At 71.5% G+C, this 15,116-nt stretch carries 19 protein-coding genes; 9 read left to right on the top strand and 10 right to left on the bottom strand.

Annotated features, from left to right (window positions below; all coding sequences use genetic code 11):
* Positions 1-40 precede the first annotated feature (40 nt).
* The gene (locus ACGFMK_RS12020; protein WP_392761003.1) at positions 41-553 is read left to right on the top strand and encodes a DUF3291 domain-containing protein; all 513 of its coding nucleotides are present in this window, start codon (positions 41-43) and stop codon (positions 551-553) included.
* A gap of 1 nt (position 554) precedes the next feature.
* Here the strand turns inward: ACGFMK_RS12020 and ACGFMK_RS12015 are convergent, their stop codons facing one another.
* Positions 555-1,835, bottom strand: coding sequence for an alpha/beta hydrolase family protein (locus tag ACGFMK_RS12015; RefSeq protein WP_392761002.1), 1,281 nt, complete (start codon positions 1,833-1,835; stop codon positions 555-557).
* An 88-nt stretch (positions 1,836-1,923) separates the two neighbouring features.
* The gene (locus tag ACGFMK_RS12010) at positions 1,924-2,499 is read right to left on the bottom strand and encodes an ArsR/SmtB family transcription factor (RefSeq protein ID WP_392761000.1); all 576 of its coding nucleotides are present in this window, start codon (positions 2,497-2,499) and stop codon (positions 1,924-1,926) included.
* A gap of 101 nt (positions 2,500-2,600) precedes the next feature.
* Here ACGFMK_RS12010 and ACGFMK_RS12005 point away from each other — a divergent pair, with 101 nt between their 5' ends.
* Positions 2,601-3,374: an enoyl-CoA hydratase family protein gene (locus ACGFMK_RS12005; protein WP_392760997.1), complete on the top strand. Its 774-nt coding sequence runs from the start codon at positions 2,601-2,603 to the stop codon at positions 3,372-3,374.
* Between the two features lie 103 nt (positions 3,375-3,477).
* Here the strand turns inward: ACGFMK_RS12005 and ACGFMK_RS12000 are convergent, their stop codons facing one another.
* Genes ACGFMK_RS12000 through ACGFMK_RS11990 form a run of 3 tightly spaced genes read right to left on the bottom strand, consistent with a single transcriptional unit; the run spans position 3,478 to position 4,513 of the window.
* The gene (locus ACGFMK_RS12000; protein WP_392760994.1) at positions 3,478-3,837 is read right to left on the bottom strand and encodes a barstar family protein; all 360 of its coding nucleotides are present in this window, start codon (positions 3,835-3,837) and stop codon (positions 3,478-3,480) included.
* Positions 3,834-4,298 carry a ribonuclease domain-containing protein gene (locus tag ACGFMK_RS11995; RefSeq protein ID WP_392760991.1) on the bottom strand — a complete coding sequence of 155 codons (465 nt, stop codon included), beginning with the start codon at positions 4,296-4,298 and terminating at the stop codon, positions 3,834-3,836. Before ACGFMK_RS11995 ends, ACGFMK_RS12000 begins: the two co-directional genes overlap by 4 nt.
* Before the next feature lie 11 nt (positions 4,299-4,309).
* On the bottom strand, positions 4,310-4,513 hold the full coding sequence (locus ACGFMK_RS11990; protein WP_392760988.1) for a hypothetical protein: 204 nt from the start codon (positions 4,511-4,513) through the stop codon (positions 4,310-4,312).
* A 59-nt stretch (positions 4,514-4,572) separates the two neighbouring features.
* On the opposite strand from ACGFMK_RS11990, the gene ACGFMK_RS11985 reads away from it, so the two are divergent.
* The 3 genes from ACGFMK_RS11985 (at position 4,573) to ACGFMK_RS11975 (ending at position 8,282) form a co-directional block, all read left to right on the top strand.
* Positions 4,573-5,538: a zinc-binding alcohol dehydrogenase family protein gene (locus tag ACGFMK_RS11985; protein ID WP_392760985.1), complete on the top strand. Its 966-nt coding sequence runs from the start codon at positions 4,573-4,575 to the stop codon at positions 5,536-5,538.
* A 150-nt stretch (positions 5,539-5,688) separates the two neighbouring features.
* Complete coding sequence (locus tag ACGFMK_RS11980; protein WP_392760983.1) at positions 5,689-6,738, top strand: alpha/beta fold hydrolase; 1,050 nt, start codon at positions 5,689-5,691, stop codon at positions 6,736-6,738.
* 89 nt (positions 6,739-6,827) lie between these two features.
* Positions 6,828-8,282: an amino acid permease gene (locus tag ACGFMK_RS11975; RefSeq protein WP_392760980.1), complete on the top strand. Its 1,455-nt coding sequence runs from the start codon at positions 6,828-6,830 to the stop codon at positions 8,280-8,282.
* Here the strand turns inward: ACGFMK_RS11975 and ACGFMK_RS11970 are convergent.
* From ACGFMK_RS11970 to ACGFMK_RS11960, 3 genes are all read right to left on the bottom strand, one after another.
* Positions 8,279-9,328 (bottom strand): NAD(P)H-dependent flavin oxidoreductase, encoded by a 1,050-nt coding sequence (locus ACGFMK_RS11970; protein ID WP_392760978.1) that lies wholly within the window; start codon positions 9,326-9,328, stop codon positions 8,279-8,281. The two genes, ACGFMK_RS11975 and ACGFMK_RS11970, sit on opposite strands and share 4 nt — an antisense overlap.
* 29 nt (positions 9,329-9,357) lie before the next feature.
* Positions 9,358-9,714, bottom strand: coding sequence for a nuclear transport factor 2 family protein (locus ACGFMK_RS11965; protein ID WP_392760975.1), 357 nt, complete (start codon positions 9,712-9,714; stop codon positions 9,358-9,360).
* 62 nt (positions 9,715-9,776) lie between these two features.
* Positions 9,777-10,286 (bottom strand): MarR family winged helix-turn-helix transcriptional regulator, encoded by a 510-nt coding sequence (locus tag ACGFMK_RS11960; RefSeq protein WP_392760972.1) that lies wholly within the window; start codon positions 10,284-10,286, stop codon positions 9,777-9,779.
* A 106-nt stretch (positions 10,287-10,392) separates the two neighbouring features.
* Between ACGFMK_RS11960 and ACGFMK_RS11955 the strand changes: the two genes are divergently transcribed.
* A complete protein-coding gene (locus ACGFMK_RS11955) occupies positions 10,393-12,168 on the top strand; it encodes a family 20 glycosylhydrolase (protein WP_392760969.1) in 1,776 nt (591 codons plus the stop codon).
* An 86-nt stretch (positions 12,169-12,254) separates the two neighbouring features.
* Here ACGFMK_RS11955 and ACGFMK_RS11950 read toward each other — a convergent pair whose 3' ends face one another.
* Positions 12,255-12,800: a hypothetical protein gene (locus ACGFMK_RS11950; protein WP_392760967.1), complete on the bottom strand. Its 546-nt coding sequence runs from the start codon at positions 12,798-12,800 to the stop codon at positions 12,255-12,257.
* A 95-nt stretch (positions 12,801-12,895) separates the two neighbouring features.
* Here ACGFMK_RS11950 and ACGFMK_RS11945 point away from each other — a divergent pair, with 95 nt between their 5' ends.
* Genes ACGFMK_RS11945 through ACGFMK_RS11935 form a run of 3 tightly spaced genes read left to right on the top strand, consistent with a single transcriptional unit; the run spans position 12,896 to position 14,494 of the window.
* Complete coding sequence (locus ACGFMK_RS11945; RefSeq protein WP_392760964.1) at positions 12,896-13,342, top strand: pyridoxamine 5'-phosphate oxidase family protein; 447 nt, start codon at positions 12,896-12,898, stop codon at positions 13,340-13,342.
* Between the two features lie 28 nt (positions 13,343-13,370).
* The gene (locus ACGFMK_RS11940) at positions 13,371-13,952 is read left to right on the top strand and encodes a hypothetical protein (RefSeq protein ID WP_392760961.1); all 582 of its coding nucleotides are present in this window, start codon (positions 13,371-13,373) and stop codon (positions 13,950-13,952) included.
* Positions 13,953-13,972: 20 nt separating this feature from the next.
* Positions 13,973-14,494: a PH domain-containing protein gene (locus ACGFMK_RS11935; RefSeq protein WP_392760959.1), complete on the top strand. Its 522-nt coding sequence runs from the start codon at positions 13,973-13,975 to the stop codon at positions 14,492-14,494.
* Here ACGFMK_RS11935 and ACGFMK_RS11930 read toward each other — a convergent pair.
* A complete protein-coding gene (locus ACGFMK_RS11930; protein ID WP_392761083.1) occupies positions 14,474-15,043 on the bottom strand; it encodes a Uma2 family endonuclease in 570 nt (189 codons plus the stop codon). The two genes, ACGFMK_RS11935 and ACGFMK_RS11930, sit on opposite strands and share 21 nt — an antisense overlap.
* Positions 15,044-15,116 lie beyond the last annotated feature (73 nt).

The raw sequence follows: 15,116 nt of genomic DNA, 5'->3' as shown, positions 1-15,116 counted from the left end.
GGCCACCCCGCGGACGGCGAACCGTCCGTAGGGTGGCCGCATGGGGTACGAACTCGCAGAAGTGAACATCAGCCGGATGAAGACACCGCTCGACGACCCGTCCTTCAAGGACTTCGTCGACGGGCTCGAACCCGTCAACGCCCTCGCCGACGCCGCGCCGGGTTTCGTGTGGCGCCTGCAGACCGAGGACGGCGACGCGACCTCGATCCACGCCTTCGAATGGGACGTCCGCGGCACGTCCGGGATCCTCATCAACATGTCCGTCTGGACGTCGGTGGACACGCTGGCGGCCTTCGTCTACTCCCCCGGGCACCTGGCGATCATGAAGCGGCGACGCGAGTGGTTCCACCACGTCAAGGACGTGATGACCGCACTGTGGTGGGTGCCGGCCGGCTACCGGCCGACACCCGCCGACGCCGAGGAGAAGATCCGGCACCTGCGCGCCCACGGGCCGACGCCCGAGGTGTTCACGCTGAAGCAGCACTTCCCCGCCCCGGACGCGGCCGTCGTCGAAGCCCGCGAAGGCGACCCGGGCTGGCTCTGCCCGGCCTGAGTCAGGGCAGCAGCAGTCCCCAGTAGAGGGCCCACGGCAGGAAGGCGACACCGGCGGCCACCGGGAGCACCCGGCGGCCGGCCGGTTTCGCCACCGTGAAGCCGAACACCACCACCGTCGCGACGGCCAGGGCCTGCAGGGCCAGCCACGGCAGCGGACGGCCGAGCAGCACCGGCCCGAAGTCCTTCATCCCCGACGCCTGCGCCCAGCCGAGCAGGCCGAGGAACCCGGCGACGGTCACCAGGCCCAGCCCGCCCAGCCAGCGGGCCCGCCGGACCAGCGCGGCCACGAACCCGGCGAGCAGCACCAGCAGCACGATTCCCTGGGCCCACACCGATTCCCACCACGCCAGGGGTACGAGCGGCTCGGTCGGCCGCTGGGTGAACGACGGCGTCTCGACGTGCACGCCGTGCCGGTCGGCCAGCCACGCCGTGACGGCCGCGGGGTAGCCGGGCACGACGCGCGGCAGCCGGTCGAACCCGGCGTCGGTGGTCGCGTAGAGATCGGGACCGCCGCCGGGGACGAACCGGATGGTGTGGTCCGGGTTCGCGCGCAGAGCGTCGGCGAAGATCCGCGAGCTCTCCACCGGCGCGTGGCTGATGTCGAGGTCGCCCCACAGCGCCAGCATCGGCTGCTTGAGCCGTTCGAGCACCGGCACCGGGTCGTAGTACGCCTCGGGGAACAGCCCGGCGCCGACGGCGAAGCGGGTGCCCTGCACCGGCAACGTCCGCAGCAGCGAACCCGAGATCCCTTGGTGGCGCAGCACGTTGCCCCAGTACCACGACGTCTGACGGCCGCCGCCCATCCCGGCCGAGCCCTCGGTGATCACGTAGGAGACGGCCGGCGAACGCGTGGCGGCCAGGGGCGCGACCCAGCCGCCTTCGCTGACGCCCCAGACGCCGACGTCCGCCGGGTCGACCCCCGGCTGGGCGCGCAGCGCGCCGACGGCCGCGACGAGGTCGTCGGCGAGCACGCCGTAGTCGCGGTTGGTCTTCGAATACCCGGTCGTGCGGCGGTCGTAGACCAGGGTGGTGATGCCGAGACCGGTGAACATCTCGGCCTGCACGCGCAGGTCGTCGCGCACCTGCCAGTCCGAACCGCCCTGCAGGACGATCGCGGACTTCGGCGGCCCGGCCGGGCGGAACACCGTGCCGTGCAACGGGATCCCGCCGGCGCCGGTGAAGGTGAGGTCGTTCGGTGGCTGGGCGGACGCCGTTCCCGGCGTGACCGCGCCCAGCACGAGGACCGCGGCGGCGAGCCGCGATTTGCCCCAGGGCAGCATGAGGTGTTCTCCTTGCTTCGGGAGATCGTGAGCGGTTTTCCGTTTCCTGGGTGCCGAGTGGCCGCTCGGCACCCAGGGCCTTTCCTCGTCAGTCCAGGCCGGCCTCCTCCTCGGCCGGCGCGGGGAACGCGAGCAGCCGCGTCTCGACCCGGCGCGCGTCCGGCGGGGTTTCGCCGTCCGGGCGCTGGTAGCGCCGCAGGAGCGCGAGGTAGGCCTCGAAGAAGTCGGCGAGCTCCTCGAGGTTGACGCGGATGGCGCCGCGCGAGTACGGCACGGCGTCGGCCCATTCGCCCAGCTCCGGCCGTTCCCGCTCGAACCGGTCGTACAGCTCGGTGTCCCCGGCGAGCCAGAGCCGGTGCAGCTCGCCGATCGCGGCCTTCGCCGGGTCGTCCTGGTCGCCGGGCGGCGGCAGGCGGACGTCGTGCTCGACCGCGCGCCACCAGCGCTCCCGGCCGTGTGCCCGCTCCGGGATCTCCGCCACGAAGCCGTTGTCCGCCAGCACGCGCAGGTTGTAGCTGGTGCCGCCGCTGGTGACGCCGAGCTGCTGGGCGAGCGTCGTGGACGTCGCCGGGCCGCCGGCCGTGAGCAGTTCGAGGATCCGCTGGCGCAGCGGGTTCGCGAGGGCCTTCAACGCCTTGAGATCGGCGGTCCGCGGTTCGGGCATACCGCCACCGTAGCCTTGCACGAGTTTTCGTGCACGTATTTTCGTGCAAGTGCCCGGCATCACAGCGGCCGTGCGGCCCCGGGTGTGTAAAGGTGTCGGTCATGGCTGACGAACTGGTGCACTACGACGTGGTGGGCGGCACCGCCACGATCACCTTGGACTCCCCGCACAACCGCAACGCGCTCTCGGCGCAGCTGCGCCGCGAACTGTCGGAATCCCTGGTGAAGGCCGCGGTGGACGACGCCGTGCGCGTGGTCGTGCTGACCCACACCGGGCCGGTGTTCTGCGCGGGGATGGACCTGAAGGAGGCCCGCGGCGCCGGTGCGGGCGACCAGGGCGTCAACGAGTTCCCGAAGATCCTCGAGCAGCTGTGGAGCAGCCCGAAACCGGTCGTCGCGCGGCTGGCCGGGCCCGCGCGGGCCGGCGGCATCGGCATGGTCGCCGCGTGCGACATCGCGGTGGCGGTGCCGGAGGCGACGTTCGCCTTCTCCGAGGTGCGCATCGGCGTCGTCCCGGCGGTCATCTCGCTGACCGTGCTGCCGCGCCTCAACGCGCGCGCCGCACACGAGCTGTTCCTCACCGGCGACACGTTCGACGCGCGCCGCGCGGTCGAGATCGGCCTGCTCAACTCCACCGTCCCGGCCGAGGAACTGGACGGCGAGGTCGCCCGGTTCGTCAAGGCGCTGGCCCAGGGCGGCCCGAACGCGCTGGCCGCCACGAAGGCCCTGCTGAGCCGTCCCCGCCCGGCAACACCGTCGGACGGCTTCGACGACATGCTCGGCCTGTCCGCGAAGTTCTTCGCCAGCGAGGAAGGCCAGGAGGGCATCCTGGCCTTCGCCCAGAAGCGCAAGCCGAACTGGGTGCCGCAGGACTGAAGCGCCCCAATGTGGCGTTGGTTGCGTCCAACGCACCCAATGTGGCGTTCGGTGCATTGGACGCACCGAACGCCACATTGGGGCGCACGGGCCGGGGCGCCGCTCAGGCGTCCGGCAGCACGACCGTGAGCCGCCACGAGCCGGGGCTCGGCCCGAGTGCGCGCTGCGCGTCCGACAGCACGCTGCGGATCGCCAGATAGGTCTTGGGTTCGGCCTTGCGCAGCGCCTCCGAGCCCGGCCAGATCAGCACGTGCTCTCCCGGCGGCAGCCACGACAGGTCGGTCAGGCAGTCGTAGAGCGCGTCGAGGTTGTGGCCGAAGTAGTCCGGAAAGGACAGTGCGTCGGCGAACGCGCTCAGCGTGCTCGCCTTGTCCACGGTCGGCTGCGAATTCACCAGGTGCGGGTACGCGCCGCGCGCGAAGGCCTCTTCGGCGGCGTCCTTCGCCTGTTCTCCGGCGGTCATCGGGCGGGGTCCACGACGACGAACGACGCGTAGTGGTCGCCGGTGTAGAACAGCTCGTGCGCCTGGCCGGAGATCAGCCGTCGCGCGCCGCGGTCGGCGCTGCCCGGCGTCTTCACGGTGTACTCGTGGTAGTAGCCGGATTGCTTGCCGGGCAAGCGCTTCTCCCGGTTCTCGAACACGACGTCGTCGTTGCGGGGGTAGGGGAACGGGCCGCCCGCCTTGATCAGCTTCCACGTGTCGGCCGCCTGCGGCGGCAGCGTGGACAGTCCCTTGACCGGCAGGCCGGAGTCCGTGCCCGGCAGGGCCGAGCCGCCCTTGGCGGGCGCTGCGGACCCGGCGCTCGTGGTGGGAGCCGTCGAGGAGTTCGAGGAGCCGCCGAGGTTGTCCTTGACCAGCCAGCCCCCCAGCACCAGCACGAGGAGCCCGATCAGCGCGGCGGTGATCCGCCTTCGGTTGAACATGGTTCGCGACCCTATGCCGACCCGTCGGACCGGTCGTCGTCACGCCCCGGAGTGAGCCGCTTGGCGAAGAGCCCGACGAGCTTGTCGAGGGCCCAGGCGGCGGCCAGGCACAGTGGCACGACGACCACCATCACCAGCACGAACTGGACCGGGAACCACGCCTGGGCGAGCCACAGCTCGACCCCGTCCCACCAGTCGGCAAGCCCGTTGAACACGGTGTGAGCCTACGCGCGCTCTGCTGCCCCCGCGCCTCAGGGCCTGTAGGTTCCGGGACATGTTCGCCGTGTACGCGCAGGAACCCAATGCCGACAGCCCCTTGGACTCGCTCGTCGTCGGCGAGCGCCCCGAACCCGACGTGCCGGACGGCTGGGTCCGCGTGCACGTCAAGGCCGCCAGCCTCAACATGCACGACCTCTGGACGCTGCGGGGGGTCGGGATCAAGCCCGACCAGTTCCCGATGATCCTCGGCTGCGACGGCGCCGGCACCCTCGACGACGGCTCCGAGGTCGTCGTCCACTCGGTGATCAACGCGCCGGGCTGGCAGGGTGACGACACCCTCGACCCGAAGCGCACGCTGCTCACCGAGAAGCACCAGGGCACCTTCGCCGACCAGGTCGTCGTGCCGGCCCGCAACGTCGTCCCCAAGCCCGCCGGGCTGAGCTTCGCCGAGGCGGCCACGATGGGCACGGCCTGGCTGACCGCCTACCGGATGCTGTTCGTGAAGTCCGGCCTGCGGCCGGGGCAGACGATGCTCGTGCAGGGCGCCTCCGGCGGCGTCGCGACGGCGCTGGTGCAGCTCGGCCGTGCGGCCGGGTTCCGGGTCTGGGTCACCGGCCGCAGCGAGGAGAAGCGCGCGCTGGCCACGAGCCTCGGCGCGCACCAGGCGTTCGAGTCGGGCGCGCGGCTGCCCGAGCGGGTCGACGCGGTGTTCGAGACCGTCGGGAAGGCGACCTGGTCGCACTCGGTGAAGTCGCTCAAGCCGGGCGGGATCATCGTGGTCTCCGGCTCGACCAGCGGCCCGGACGCGAACGCGGAGCTGCAGCGCGTCTTCTTCCTGCAGCTGCGGGTCTCCGGATCGACCATGGGCACCCGTGACGAGCTCGCCGATCTGCTCGCGTACCTCGACCTGACCGGCGTACGACCGCAGATCGGCGCGGAACTTCCGTTCGCCGAGGCGGCCAAGGGCTTCCAGGCGATGCTCGACGGGGACACCGCCGGGAAGATCGTCTTCACCCGCTGAGCGCTGTGACCTGGGCGGATACGCCCGGAACCCGCCCAGGTCACCGCTTGTACCGGCTAGTTCGTGAATTGTCAACGGACTCTTATCGAGATCTGGTCGTTAGCACCAAAGGTCCACCAGAACTCCACTGTGGCCAGCTAATCTGTAGTCATGACCGCGACGAAGCGGCCCGCTCCGGCTGTACCGGGCGGCCGGCCCAGCAGCGACTCGGACCCCGTCCGGGTCTCCTTCCGGCGCTACGCCGGAGTCCGCACCCGCGTCCTCGAGGTCGGTGAGCCCGTCCCGGCCCCGGAGCAGTCCGCCTCGCGGCGCTCGCTGCGCCGCCGGGCCGCCGCACCGCACGTGCGGCCGTCCGCGCCGAGACTGGTGCTGCTGCACGGTTACTGCGACAGCGCCGACACCTGGCGCCCCGCCCTGGAGCAGCTCGCGGCCGCCGGCGTCCCGGCGATCGCCGTCGACCTCCCCGGGTTCGGGGACGCCCAGCCGCTGCGCCCCGGCCCGATGCTGCCGCAGCTCGACGCGTTCACCACCGCCGTCGTCCGCGAGCAGGCCGTGCTCGGCTCGGTCGTGCTGGCCGGGAATTCCCTGGGCGGCACCATGAGCCTGCGCGCCGCGCAGAACGCCCGGCTGCCGATCTCCGGCGTCGTCTCGATCGCCGCGCCGGGTTTCGTCGACTCGTGGCTGATCCGCACGATGGCGCGCTACCCGCTGCCGCTGCGGCTGTACTCGTCGCTGCCGGTCCCGGTGCCGGGTTTCCTGGTGCGCAAGGTCGCCGAGCAGCTCGTCCCGCGGTTCCTCTACGCCAACGCGGCGTCGGCCGACGCGACCCAGGTGCAGCGCTTCACCGCGCTCTTCCCCGACTACCGCGCCACCAAGAGCCGGCTCGAGCAGGCGCGGCAGCTCGTCGCCGAACTGGCCGACGCCTACCGGCTCGACTCGGTGAAGGTGCCGCTGCTGGTCGTCGCGTGCGGCAAGGACAAGCTCGTCACCGCGGCGTCGGGGCGGCAGCTGCACACGCTGGTGCCGCACAGCAGGCTGCTGGTCCGCGAGGACTGGGGGCACTGCCCGCAGCTGGACGACCCCGAGGAGATCGCCGAGCTGCTCACGTACTTCGCGGCGAGCGCGGTCCGGACCACGCAGGCGAAGCGCGCCGCGGCGAGCGCCGCCGACGGCGTGGCCGAGGACACCGCGGCCGGCTGAGCGCTCGCGCTGTAGCCCGGCGGCGTTGGCGGTAGGTTCCCCCGTTGGGTCCGTGATCCGGGCCGTTCACCGACGTTCGGGAGACGAGAATGTCCGCTCCAGGAGGCCTGGGCAGCAGCTCCGGCATCTTCCGGCGCAAGCCGATCGACCAGATCCCCGACACCTCCGAAGCCGCCGGCCTGAAACGCACTCTGGGCCTGTGGCAGCTGACCGCCATCGGCATCGGCGGCATCATCGGCGCGGGGATCTTCGCCCTCGCCGGCAGCGTCGCGCACGGCGACGACTCGGCGGGCATCCCCGGTGTCGGCCCGGCCGTGCTGATCTCGTTCCTCATCGCCGGCGTCGCCAGCGCCGCGGCCGCGTTCTCCTACGCCGAGTTCGCCGGCCTGATCCCGAAGGCCGGTTCGGCCTACACCTACGGCTACGCCGTGCTCGGCGAGGTCGTCGGCTGGTTCATCGGCTGGGACCTGCTGCTGGAGTACACCGCGATCGTGTCGGTGGTGGCGATCGGCATCTCCGGCTACTTCAGCTTCCTGCTCGGCCAGCTCGGGCTCGACCTGCCGGCGTGGATGCTGGGCGCGCCCGGCACCGGGCCCGGCCACAAGGTCGACCTGTTCGCCGCGCTGCTGTGCCTGCTGATCGCGTACCTGCTCAACCGCGGCATCCGCAGCGCCGCCCGGTTCGAGACGGTGATGGTCGGGATCAAGGTCCTGATCGTGCTGGTCGTCATCCTGGTGGGCTTCTTCTACGTCAAGACCGGCAACTACACGCCGTTCGCCCCGGCCGGCTTCGGCGGCGCGGTCACCGGCGCCGCGACGGTGTTCTTCGCGGTGTTCGGCTACGACGCGATGTCCACCGCGGCCGAGGAGTCGAAGGACGCGCAGCGGCACATGCCGAAGGCGATCATCTACTCGCTGGCCATCTCGATGGTGCTGTACGTGCTGGCCTGCCTGGTGCTGACCGGCATGCAGAAGTACACCGAGATCGACCCGAAGAGCGGCTTCTCGACGGCCTTCAAGTCGGTCGGCCTCGACGGGCTGGCCACCGTGATCGCGATCGGCGCGATCATCGGCATCCTGACGGTGCTGTTCACGTTCCTGATGGGCGCCACCCGCGTCGGCTACTCGATGAGCCGCGACGGCCTGCTCCCGCCGTGGTTCGGCAAGACCCACCCGAAGAGCCAGGTGCCGAGCCGGATGACGTGGATCCTCGGCGGCGCGTCCGCGATCATCGCCGGGGTGCTGCCGATCGGCGAGGCCGCCGAGCTGACGAACATCGGCATCCTGCTCGCGTTCGTCGTGGTCTGCGTCGCGGTGATCGTGCTGCACTACAAGCGGCCGGACCTCAAGCGCACGTTCAAGACGCCGGGCATGCCGGTGGTCCCCGCGATCGGCGTCGTGTTCTCGATCTGGCTGATCACATTCCTGCAGCCGGCGACCTGGATCCGGTTCGCGGTCTGGTTCGTCATCGGCATGATCATCTACTTCGCCTACGGCAAGCGGCACTCCCTGATGAACCGCACCGATTCCGCGCCGCGGGACTAGCGGATCCGGTCGAGGCGTGCGACGGCTTCGCGCGCCTCGACCTTCAGCCGTTCGATGATCACGGCAGCCGAGGCGTCGTACGCGAGCGGATAGGTCTGGCCGGCCCAGAGCGAGATCGCTTCCGGGTCACCGGCTTTCGCCGACGCCTTGCGCACCGGCCCGGCCATCCGGTTGATCTGCGGGTACGCGGCGGGCGCGCCGTCGGACAGCTCGTCCATGAACCGGTTGACCAGCCCGCGCGCCGGGCGTCCGCTGAAGGCACGGGTGAACGCCGTCTCGCGGTCGGCGAGGACCAGGGCCTTGCGGTGCGCCTCGGAGGTGCCCGCCTCGTCCGCGCGCAGGAAGACCGTGCCCAGCTGGGCGGCGGCCGCACCGGCGGCGAGCACGGCCGCGACGTCCGCGCCGTGCACCAGACCGCCGGCTGCGATCAGCGGCACGTCCACGCGGGCGGCGACCAGGCGCAGCAGCGCGAGGGCGCCGTACTCCGCGCCGCCGCCGGGCCGAGCGGCGTCGTCGGTGAACAGCGACCGGTGCCCGCCGGCTTCGAACCCCTGCAGGACGAGCGCGTCGGCGCCGAGATCGGCCGCACGCACGCCGGCTTCGGGCGTGGTGACGGTGACGAGCACCTTGCTGCCGGCCTCGTGCAGCCGCACGACGTCCGACGGCGAAGGGGGCCCGAAGGTGAACGACACCACGGGAACGCGCTTCTCGAGCACGACGTCCAGCTTCGCGGGGTACGCGTCGTCGTCCCACTTCGCTTCGCCGAGCTCGACGTCGTACTCGCGGGCGACGGCGAGCAGGCGCTCGGCGTAGGCCGTGAGGTCGGCGCCGGTGTCCGGCTGCGGGACGAAGACGTTGACGCCGAAGGCACCGGTGGTCAGCTCGGCGGTCCGGTCGATCTGCGCGGCCAGGGCCGCGGGCGTGAGCATCCCGGCCGCGAGGAAGCCGAAGCCGCCGGCCTCGGTCACCGCGGCGACCAGGTCGGGAGTGGTCGGGCCACCGGCCATCGGCGCGGCGATCACCGGGAACGTCAGCTCGTCGAACATGCCTCCGAGCCTAATCGCCCAGTCACGTCTCAGTTCGGCAGCAGCATGGTGTAGAGCTTCTTGATGCGCCCGTCCTCGACGAGGGCGACATCGATCCCCCGTGCCACCGGCGGCGCGCCCGCCGGGCCGAAAGCCCACGCCAGGTGCCCCAGGTCGTGGTTGACCAGCACCGGACCGGCCGCGGAGAACACGAACCCCGGCGACCGGTCCAGCAGGCCCTTGGCCTTGGCGTCCAGTTCGCCGTGCCCGGTCGCCACCCCTTCGGGGTCGGCGAACGTGACGTCGGCCGCATAGGTCGCGGCGATCGCCTTGGCGCGCCGCTCGTCGTCACGTTCGTTGAACACCTGCAGCAGGTTGGCTTCCATCAGCTCGGCCACCGTCGCCATCGCGCACCCCTTTTCCCGAACGGACCGAGCACCACATTACGTGAAACATCACGCAATCGGGATCAGGGGTGGTCCGCCGGCCGGGGCAGGCTGCCGCGCTCGACGAGCGCGTCGAAGACCCGCTCGAGCGAGGTCGCCAGCCGCGCCATCTCACCGGGTTCGAGCGCGTCCAGGAAAGCCTTGCGCACGAACTCGACGTGGTCCGGCGTGGCCTGGCGCAGCGTCTCCCAGCCGGCCTCGGAAAGCACCACGTCGACGGCCCGGCGGTCCTCGGGGTTGGCGCCGGTCTCCACCAGGTCGCGCTCGCGCATCCGCTTCAGGTGGTGCGAAAGCCGGCTACGCTCCCAGCCGATGCGGATCGCGAGGTCGGTGACCCGCATCCGGCCGCCGGGCTCGCTCGTCAGGGCGACCAGAACGTGGTAGTCGGCGAGGGAGATGCCGCTGTCCTCCCGCAGCTGCCGGTTCAGCTCGTACTCCAGGCGGAGGTGCACCTTCATGTACGCGTACCAGACGGCCGTCTCGCCGCCGGAAAGCAGCGCGAACGGCGATCCCGGCTCGAAGTCCCGCGGCACGGCGCGAGCTTAACCACCCGCTTTGGTCTAGACCATCGTCGGCAGAAATGCGACGATCCGGGCAGGCGCGACGGTGAGGTGGCGCCCTTCCTACCAGGAGGACCCGGTGAAGACATCCCGCGCGCGGCGCCTCGGCCGCGCTCTCGCCGTAGTGGCCCTGGTCGGGGCCAGTACGACGGCCGCCCAGCTCACCCCGGTCGCCACGGCGGCCACCCCCGCCCTGCAGTCGATCGTGCCGGTGCCGGTGTCGGTGACCCCGGCGGCCGGGGTCACCTTCCCGCTGGTCGCGACGACGAAGATCGTCACCGAGGCCGGCTCGGCGCCGGCCAAGGACGTCGGCGACTACCTGGGCGGTGTCCTGCGCCGGTCGACCGGCTACGCGCTGCCGGTGTCCGACGCCCCGGCGTCCGTACCCGCGGACAGCATCGCCCTGCTGCTCAGCGGCGCGCCTTCCAGCGTCGGCGCCCAGGGGTACCAGCTGGTGTCGACGGCGTCGTCGGTCACCGTGCGGGCCCAGACAGCGGACGGGCTCTTCGCCGGCGTCCAGACGTTGCGGCAGATGCTGCCCGGCAGCATCGAGAGCGCGACGGCGCAGCCAGGACCGTGGAGCGTCCCGGGCGCGACGATCGTGGACTACCCACGGTTCGGCTACCGCGGTGCGATGCTCGACGTCGCCCGGCACTTCCACCCCGTGTCGACGGTGAAGCGGTACATCGACCAGCTGGCCCAGTACAAGATCAACAACCTGCACCTGCACCTGGCCGACGACCAGGGCTGGCGCATCCAGATCGACAGCTGGCCGCGGCTGGCGACGTACGGCGGCAGCACCCAGGTCGGCGGCGGCGCGGGCGGCTACTACACCAAGGCGCAGTACACGGACATCGTGAACTACGCGCTCTCGCGGCACATCACGGTCATCCCGGAGATCGACATGCCGGGGCACGTGAACGCGGCGCAGGCGTCGTACGCGGAGCTGAACTGCAACGGGGTGGCGCCGGCCCTGCGGACGGACACAGCGGTCGGCTACAGCTCGCTGTGCATCTCGAAGGACGTCACGTACACGTTCATCGCGGACGTCCTGCGCGAGCTGGCGGCCCTGACCCCGGGCCCGTACCTGCACATCGGCGGCGACGAGGCGTCCTCGACGTCGGCGGCGGACTACCTGGCGTTCGTGAACAAGGTCCTCCCCCTGGTGGCGGCCACGGGCAAGACGGCGATCGGCTGGCACGACATCGCGAAAGCTTCCTTGCCCGCGTCGGCTACCCCGCAGTTCTGGGGAACCACCACGTCGGACGCGGGCGTGTCGGCGGCGGTTTCCCGTGGCAGCAAGGTGATCCTGTCGCCGGCGAACAAGGCGTACCTGGACATGAAGTACACCAGTTCAACGCCGATCGGCCTGTCGTGGGCGGGTTACGTCGAGGTCCAGGACGCGTACAACTGGAACCCGGGCGCCTACCTGTCGGGCGTGGGCGAGTCCGCGGTCCGCGGCGTGGAATCCCCGCTGTGGACGGAAACGGTGGTCACCCCGGCGGACATCGACTACCTGGCGTTCCCGAGGTTGGCGGCGCACGCGGAGCTGGGCTGGTCCCCGTGGTCGACGCACGACTGGACGGCGTTCCGCACCCGCCTGGGCGCCCAGGCACCGCGCTGGGTGGCCCAGTCGATCACCTTCTACCGCTCGTCGCAGGTCGCGTGGGACACGGGCGGCACGACCAACCCGGGGACGTGCACGGACCCGGCGTGGAGCGCGTCGCAGGTGTACACGGGCGGCAACGTGGTGTCCCACAACGGCCACAAGTGGACGGCCCAGTGGTGGACCCAGGGCGAGGAGCCGGGAACGACCGGCCAGCGGGGAGTGTGGACCGACAACGGCCCCTGCTGAGCCGGCCCGAGCGCGAGGTCCCCCGCCCTTCCCGGCTGCGCCGCACGGTGATCCGGCGGTGCTGGGCGACCGGTTGAGGGCGCGCTTCAGCCGGCCATGACCGTCGCCGCCAGGGCGATCCGGTGGTCCTTGGTCCACGGTGGGCCGAGCGCCGCGCGGGGGGCGTGCAGGACCTCGTCGGCGCGCGGGCCGAGGATGGCCGCGGACTGGCGTTCCACGTCCTTGGCCTCGTACAGGTGGACCGCCCAGCCTCGGGCTTCGGCCAGTTCGGCCAGGACCTGGCGGTACATCACCGAGTCGGCGCGGGCCTCGTACGGCACCCGGCGCTGGGTGGCGAGGTCGGCCGGGAAATCCGGTGGCCACGCCCTCAGCGACATCGACACGATCGGTTCGGGCAGCTCGGCCGCGAGCCGGTCCAGTTCGGCCGACGCCGCCCGGACCGCCGATGCGCGCACCTTCGCCACCAGGTCCGCCGCGGCGTCGTCGTCGAGGTGCTTGCCGTCGTGGTGGATCGGTGCCGCCGCCATCCCGGGCTCGACCAGCTCGATCCGGCGGCGATCCGCCACCCGGTGGTCGGCCGTCGCCGTCACTGCCACTGCCCACCCGAAGTGGTGCGCGATGCCGAGCCGCATGGACCGAGGTTTCCCCGGCCACTGCGGACAGTCAAGGCCGCACTCCACCCGGTGAAACCGGAACACCGGGCGCGACTACCGGGTTAGCTTGGGGCATGAGCGTTGATCTCGAGCAGGTTCGCACGCTGTCCTTGCAGGAAAACGGCCTCGCCACCGTCTCCACGACGCGCGCCGACGGCACCGTCCATTCCTCCGTGGTCAACGCCGGGGTGTTCGCGGACCCGGTGACCGGTGCGCCCGGCGTCGCCTTCGTCGCCATGGGCAAGGCGCACAAGCTCGCCCTGCTGCGCCGGGCCGGGCACGCCACGGTGACCTTCCGGCGCGGCTGGAACTGGCACTCCGTCACCGGCACCACCCACCTCATCGGCCCGGACGACCCGGACCCGGCCTTCGACGCCGCCGGGCTGCCGAAGCTGCTCCGCGACGTCTTCATCGCCGCCACCGGCACCCACGACGACTGGGCCGAGTACGACCGGGTGATGGCCGACGAACGGCGGGTTGCCGTGTTCGTGACGGCGGACCGGATAATCGGCAACCGCTGAACCCCCGTCCAGCCCAGGAGCCGTCCCGTTGTCCGAGTCCCCGCCCCGCCTCACCATCCCGGCGAAGGTCCTGATCGGCCTGCTCGTCGTCATCGACGCGGGCTTCGGGGCGGCGCTCGCCCTCGGGCTGGTGCGCGGCCTGCCCGTCTGGGGCATCGCCGGCGCCTACGCGGCGACGGTGCTCCTCGCGGTGCTCGTCTACCGAACCTCCCGGGCCCGCCTGCTCAAGCGGGGTTTCGAGGGGCTGCGCGACCTCACCCTGGGCGACGAAGGCATCCGCCTGCCCGCGGGCACGATGAGCACCCGGCTCGTGCCGTGGGCGGAGATCGCCGACGTCACCGCCCGGCGCTCGGGCCGCTTCGGCGACGGCTACCTGCGCGACGCGATCTGGCTCGACCTGGTCACCGGCGAAGGCGTCGAGAGCTCGGTGCAGTGCTTCACGCCGCGCAAGCTCCTCGAGCCGGCACCGGCCCGAAGACGGCAGTTCGAGCAGACCGCGATCCTCGACCCCGCCCTGTTCGACGCCGTGATCGACCGCCTCCGCCGCGAGCTGCGCCACCGCAAGCTGCACGCCGGCACCCGCGGCGAACCCCGCCTCCGGCGTCGCTGACGCTCGGGCATACTTCCGCCATGAGCGAATGGCAGCGCATCTCACCTCCCGAGGCGCACCGGCGTCTCGCGAAGCGCAACGCCGTCGTCCTCGGCGCCATCGGACTCGCCCTGACCTGGGTGTCCTACTCCCTGGGTCACCTGCCTCAGGCCATCTTCCTCCTCGTGTTCATCGCCGTCGCCGGCGTAGTGATGGCGCTCAACGCCCTCTCGGGGATCCAGGCCGGTCCGGCCGGACTTCGCCTCCGGCGGCTCCTGACCGTCCGCGAGCTGCCGTGGTCCGCGGTCGCCGACGTCACGACCGCACCCGCGCAGCACGGGGGCGCCGACACCTCGTACACCGCGCTCTGGATCGTCACCGCCGCCGGCGAGCGGATCCAGACCCAGGTGGTGCGCTACGACCACCCGCCGCAGGGCGAGCGGATGAGCACGCGCAGCTGGCTCAAGCTCGGGCCGGCCGAGTTCACCGCCGTGGTCGAGGAGCTGCGCGACGCGGTGCGCCAGGCCCAGGAGCAGCCGGGCTCAGCCGAGCCGGCCCAGTAGCTCCCGCGGCACGATCCGCACCGGGAACGGCCGCTGCGCCTCGAAGACCTCGTCACCCGCGGCCTTGGCCACCTGCTGGTAGTTCCCGTCCACGTCCAGCTCGAACACCGTCAGCGCGGGCTCGGCCGGGTCGATCACCCAGTAGCTGTGCGTGCCGAGCCGCTCGTAGATCGCTTTCTTGGTGTTGAGATCGTGGATCGCGGTACTCGGCGACAGCACCTCGACCGCCAGCACTGGCGGCGCCGGAAGATCCTTCTCGGTGAAGTCTTCGTCCCTGCCGACCAGGACGTCCGGCTGGAGCTCGATCTTGTCGCCGTGATGCACCGCGAACGGAGCTCCGAGAACGTCGAACTCGGGCGGGCACGCGGCTTCCAGTACGCCGTAGAGCCGATAAGCGATCTTCTGGTGTCTCTGTCCAGGCGCGGGGCTCACGACGAGCACCCCGTCGATGAGCTCGTGTCTTCGCCCGTCATCCGGCATCCCCTCGAGGTCCTGCACCGTCAGGGGCCCCGAATCGGCGGGATGCTCGATGTCAGCCATGACCGTCATGGTGCTCTCCTTTCGCTCTTCGCACCAGAGCACACCAGAGGGCACCGACAGAAACGGCGTCGAACACGGGTTC

The organism is Amycolatopsis sp. NPDC049252, assembly GCF_043197175.1.
In the GTDB taxonomy this organism is placed as follows: Bacteria; Actinomycetota; Actinomycetes; order Mycobacteriales; family Pseudonocardiaceae; genus Amycolatopsis.
The sequence above is the reverse complement of the archived record's forward strand: the minus strand, read 5'-3'. Positions and strand labels throughout refer to the sequence as shown.

What these genes read in the sequence shown, in the direction of transcription:
- ACGFMK_RS12020 (WP_392761003.1), top strand. Translation starts at nt 41, where the DNA reads ATGGGGTACGAACTCGCAGAAGTGAACATCAGCCGGATGAAGACACCG.
- ACGFMK_RS12015 (WP_392761002.1), bottom strand. Translation starts at nt 1,835, where the DNA reads ATGCTGCCCTGGGGCAAATCGCGGCTCGCCGCCGCGGTCCTCGTGCTG.
- ACGFMK_RS12010 (WP_392761000.1), bottom strand. Translation starts at nt 2,499, where the DNA reads ATGCCCGAACCGCGGACCGCCGATCTCAAGGCGTTGAAGGCCCTCGCG.
- ACGFMK_RS12005 (WP_392760997.1), top strand. Translation starts at nt 2,601, where the DNA reads ATGGCTGACGAACTGGTGCACTACGACGTGGTGGGCGGCACCGCCACG.
- ACGFMK_RS12000 (WP_392760994.1), bottom strand. Translation starts at nt 3,837, where the DNA reads ATGACCGCCGGAGAACAGGCGAAGGACGCCGCCGAAGAGGCCTTCGCG.
- ACGFMK_RS11995 (WP_392760991.1), bottom strand. Translation starts at nt 4,298, where the DNA reads ATGTTCAACCGAAGGCGGATCACCGCCGCGCTGATCGGGCTCCTCGTG.
- ACGFMK_RS11985 (WP_392760985.1), top strand. Translation starts at nt 4,573, where the DNA reads ATGTTCGCCGTGTACGCGCAGGAACCCAATGCCGACAGCCCCTTGGAC.
- ACGFMK_RS11980 (WP_392760983.1), top strand. Translation starts at nt 5,689, where the DNA reads ATGACCGCGACGAAGCGGCCCGCTCCGGCTGTACCGGGCGGCCGGCCC.
- ACGFMK_RS11975 (WP_392760980.1), top strand. Translation starts at nt 6,828, where the DNA reads ATGTCCGCTCCAGGAGGCCTGGGCAGCAGCTCCGGCATCTTCCGGCGC.
- ACGFMK_RS11970 (WP_392760978.1), bottom strand. Translation starts at nt 9,328, where the DNA reads ATGTTCGACGAGCTGACGTTCCCGGTGATCGCCGCGCCGATGGCCGGT.
- ACGFMK_RS11965 (WP_392760975.1), bottom strand. Translation starts at nt 9,714, where the DNA reads ATGGCGACGGTGGCCGAGCTGATGGAAGCCAACCTGCTGCAGGTGTTC.
- ACGFMK_RS11950 (WP_392760967.1), bottom strand. Translation starts at nt 12,800, where the DNA reads ATGCGGCTCGGCATCGCGCACCACTTCGGGTGGGCAGTGGCAGTGACG.
- ACGFMK_RS11945 (WP_392760964.1), top strand. Translation starts at nt 12,896, where the DNA reads ATGAGCGTTGATCTCGAGCAGGTTCGCACGCTGTCCTTGCAGGAAAAC.
- ACGFMK_RS11935 (WP_392760959.1), top strand. Translation starts at nt 13,973, where the DNA reads ATGAGCGAATGGCAGCGCATCTCACCTCCCGAGGCGCACCGGCGTCTC.
- ACGFMK_RS11930 (WP_392761083.1), bottom strand. Translation starts at nt 15,043, where the DNA reads ATGACGGTCATGGCTGACATCGAGCATCCCGCCGATTCGGGGCCCCTG.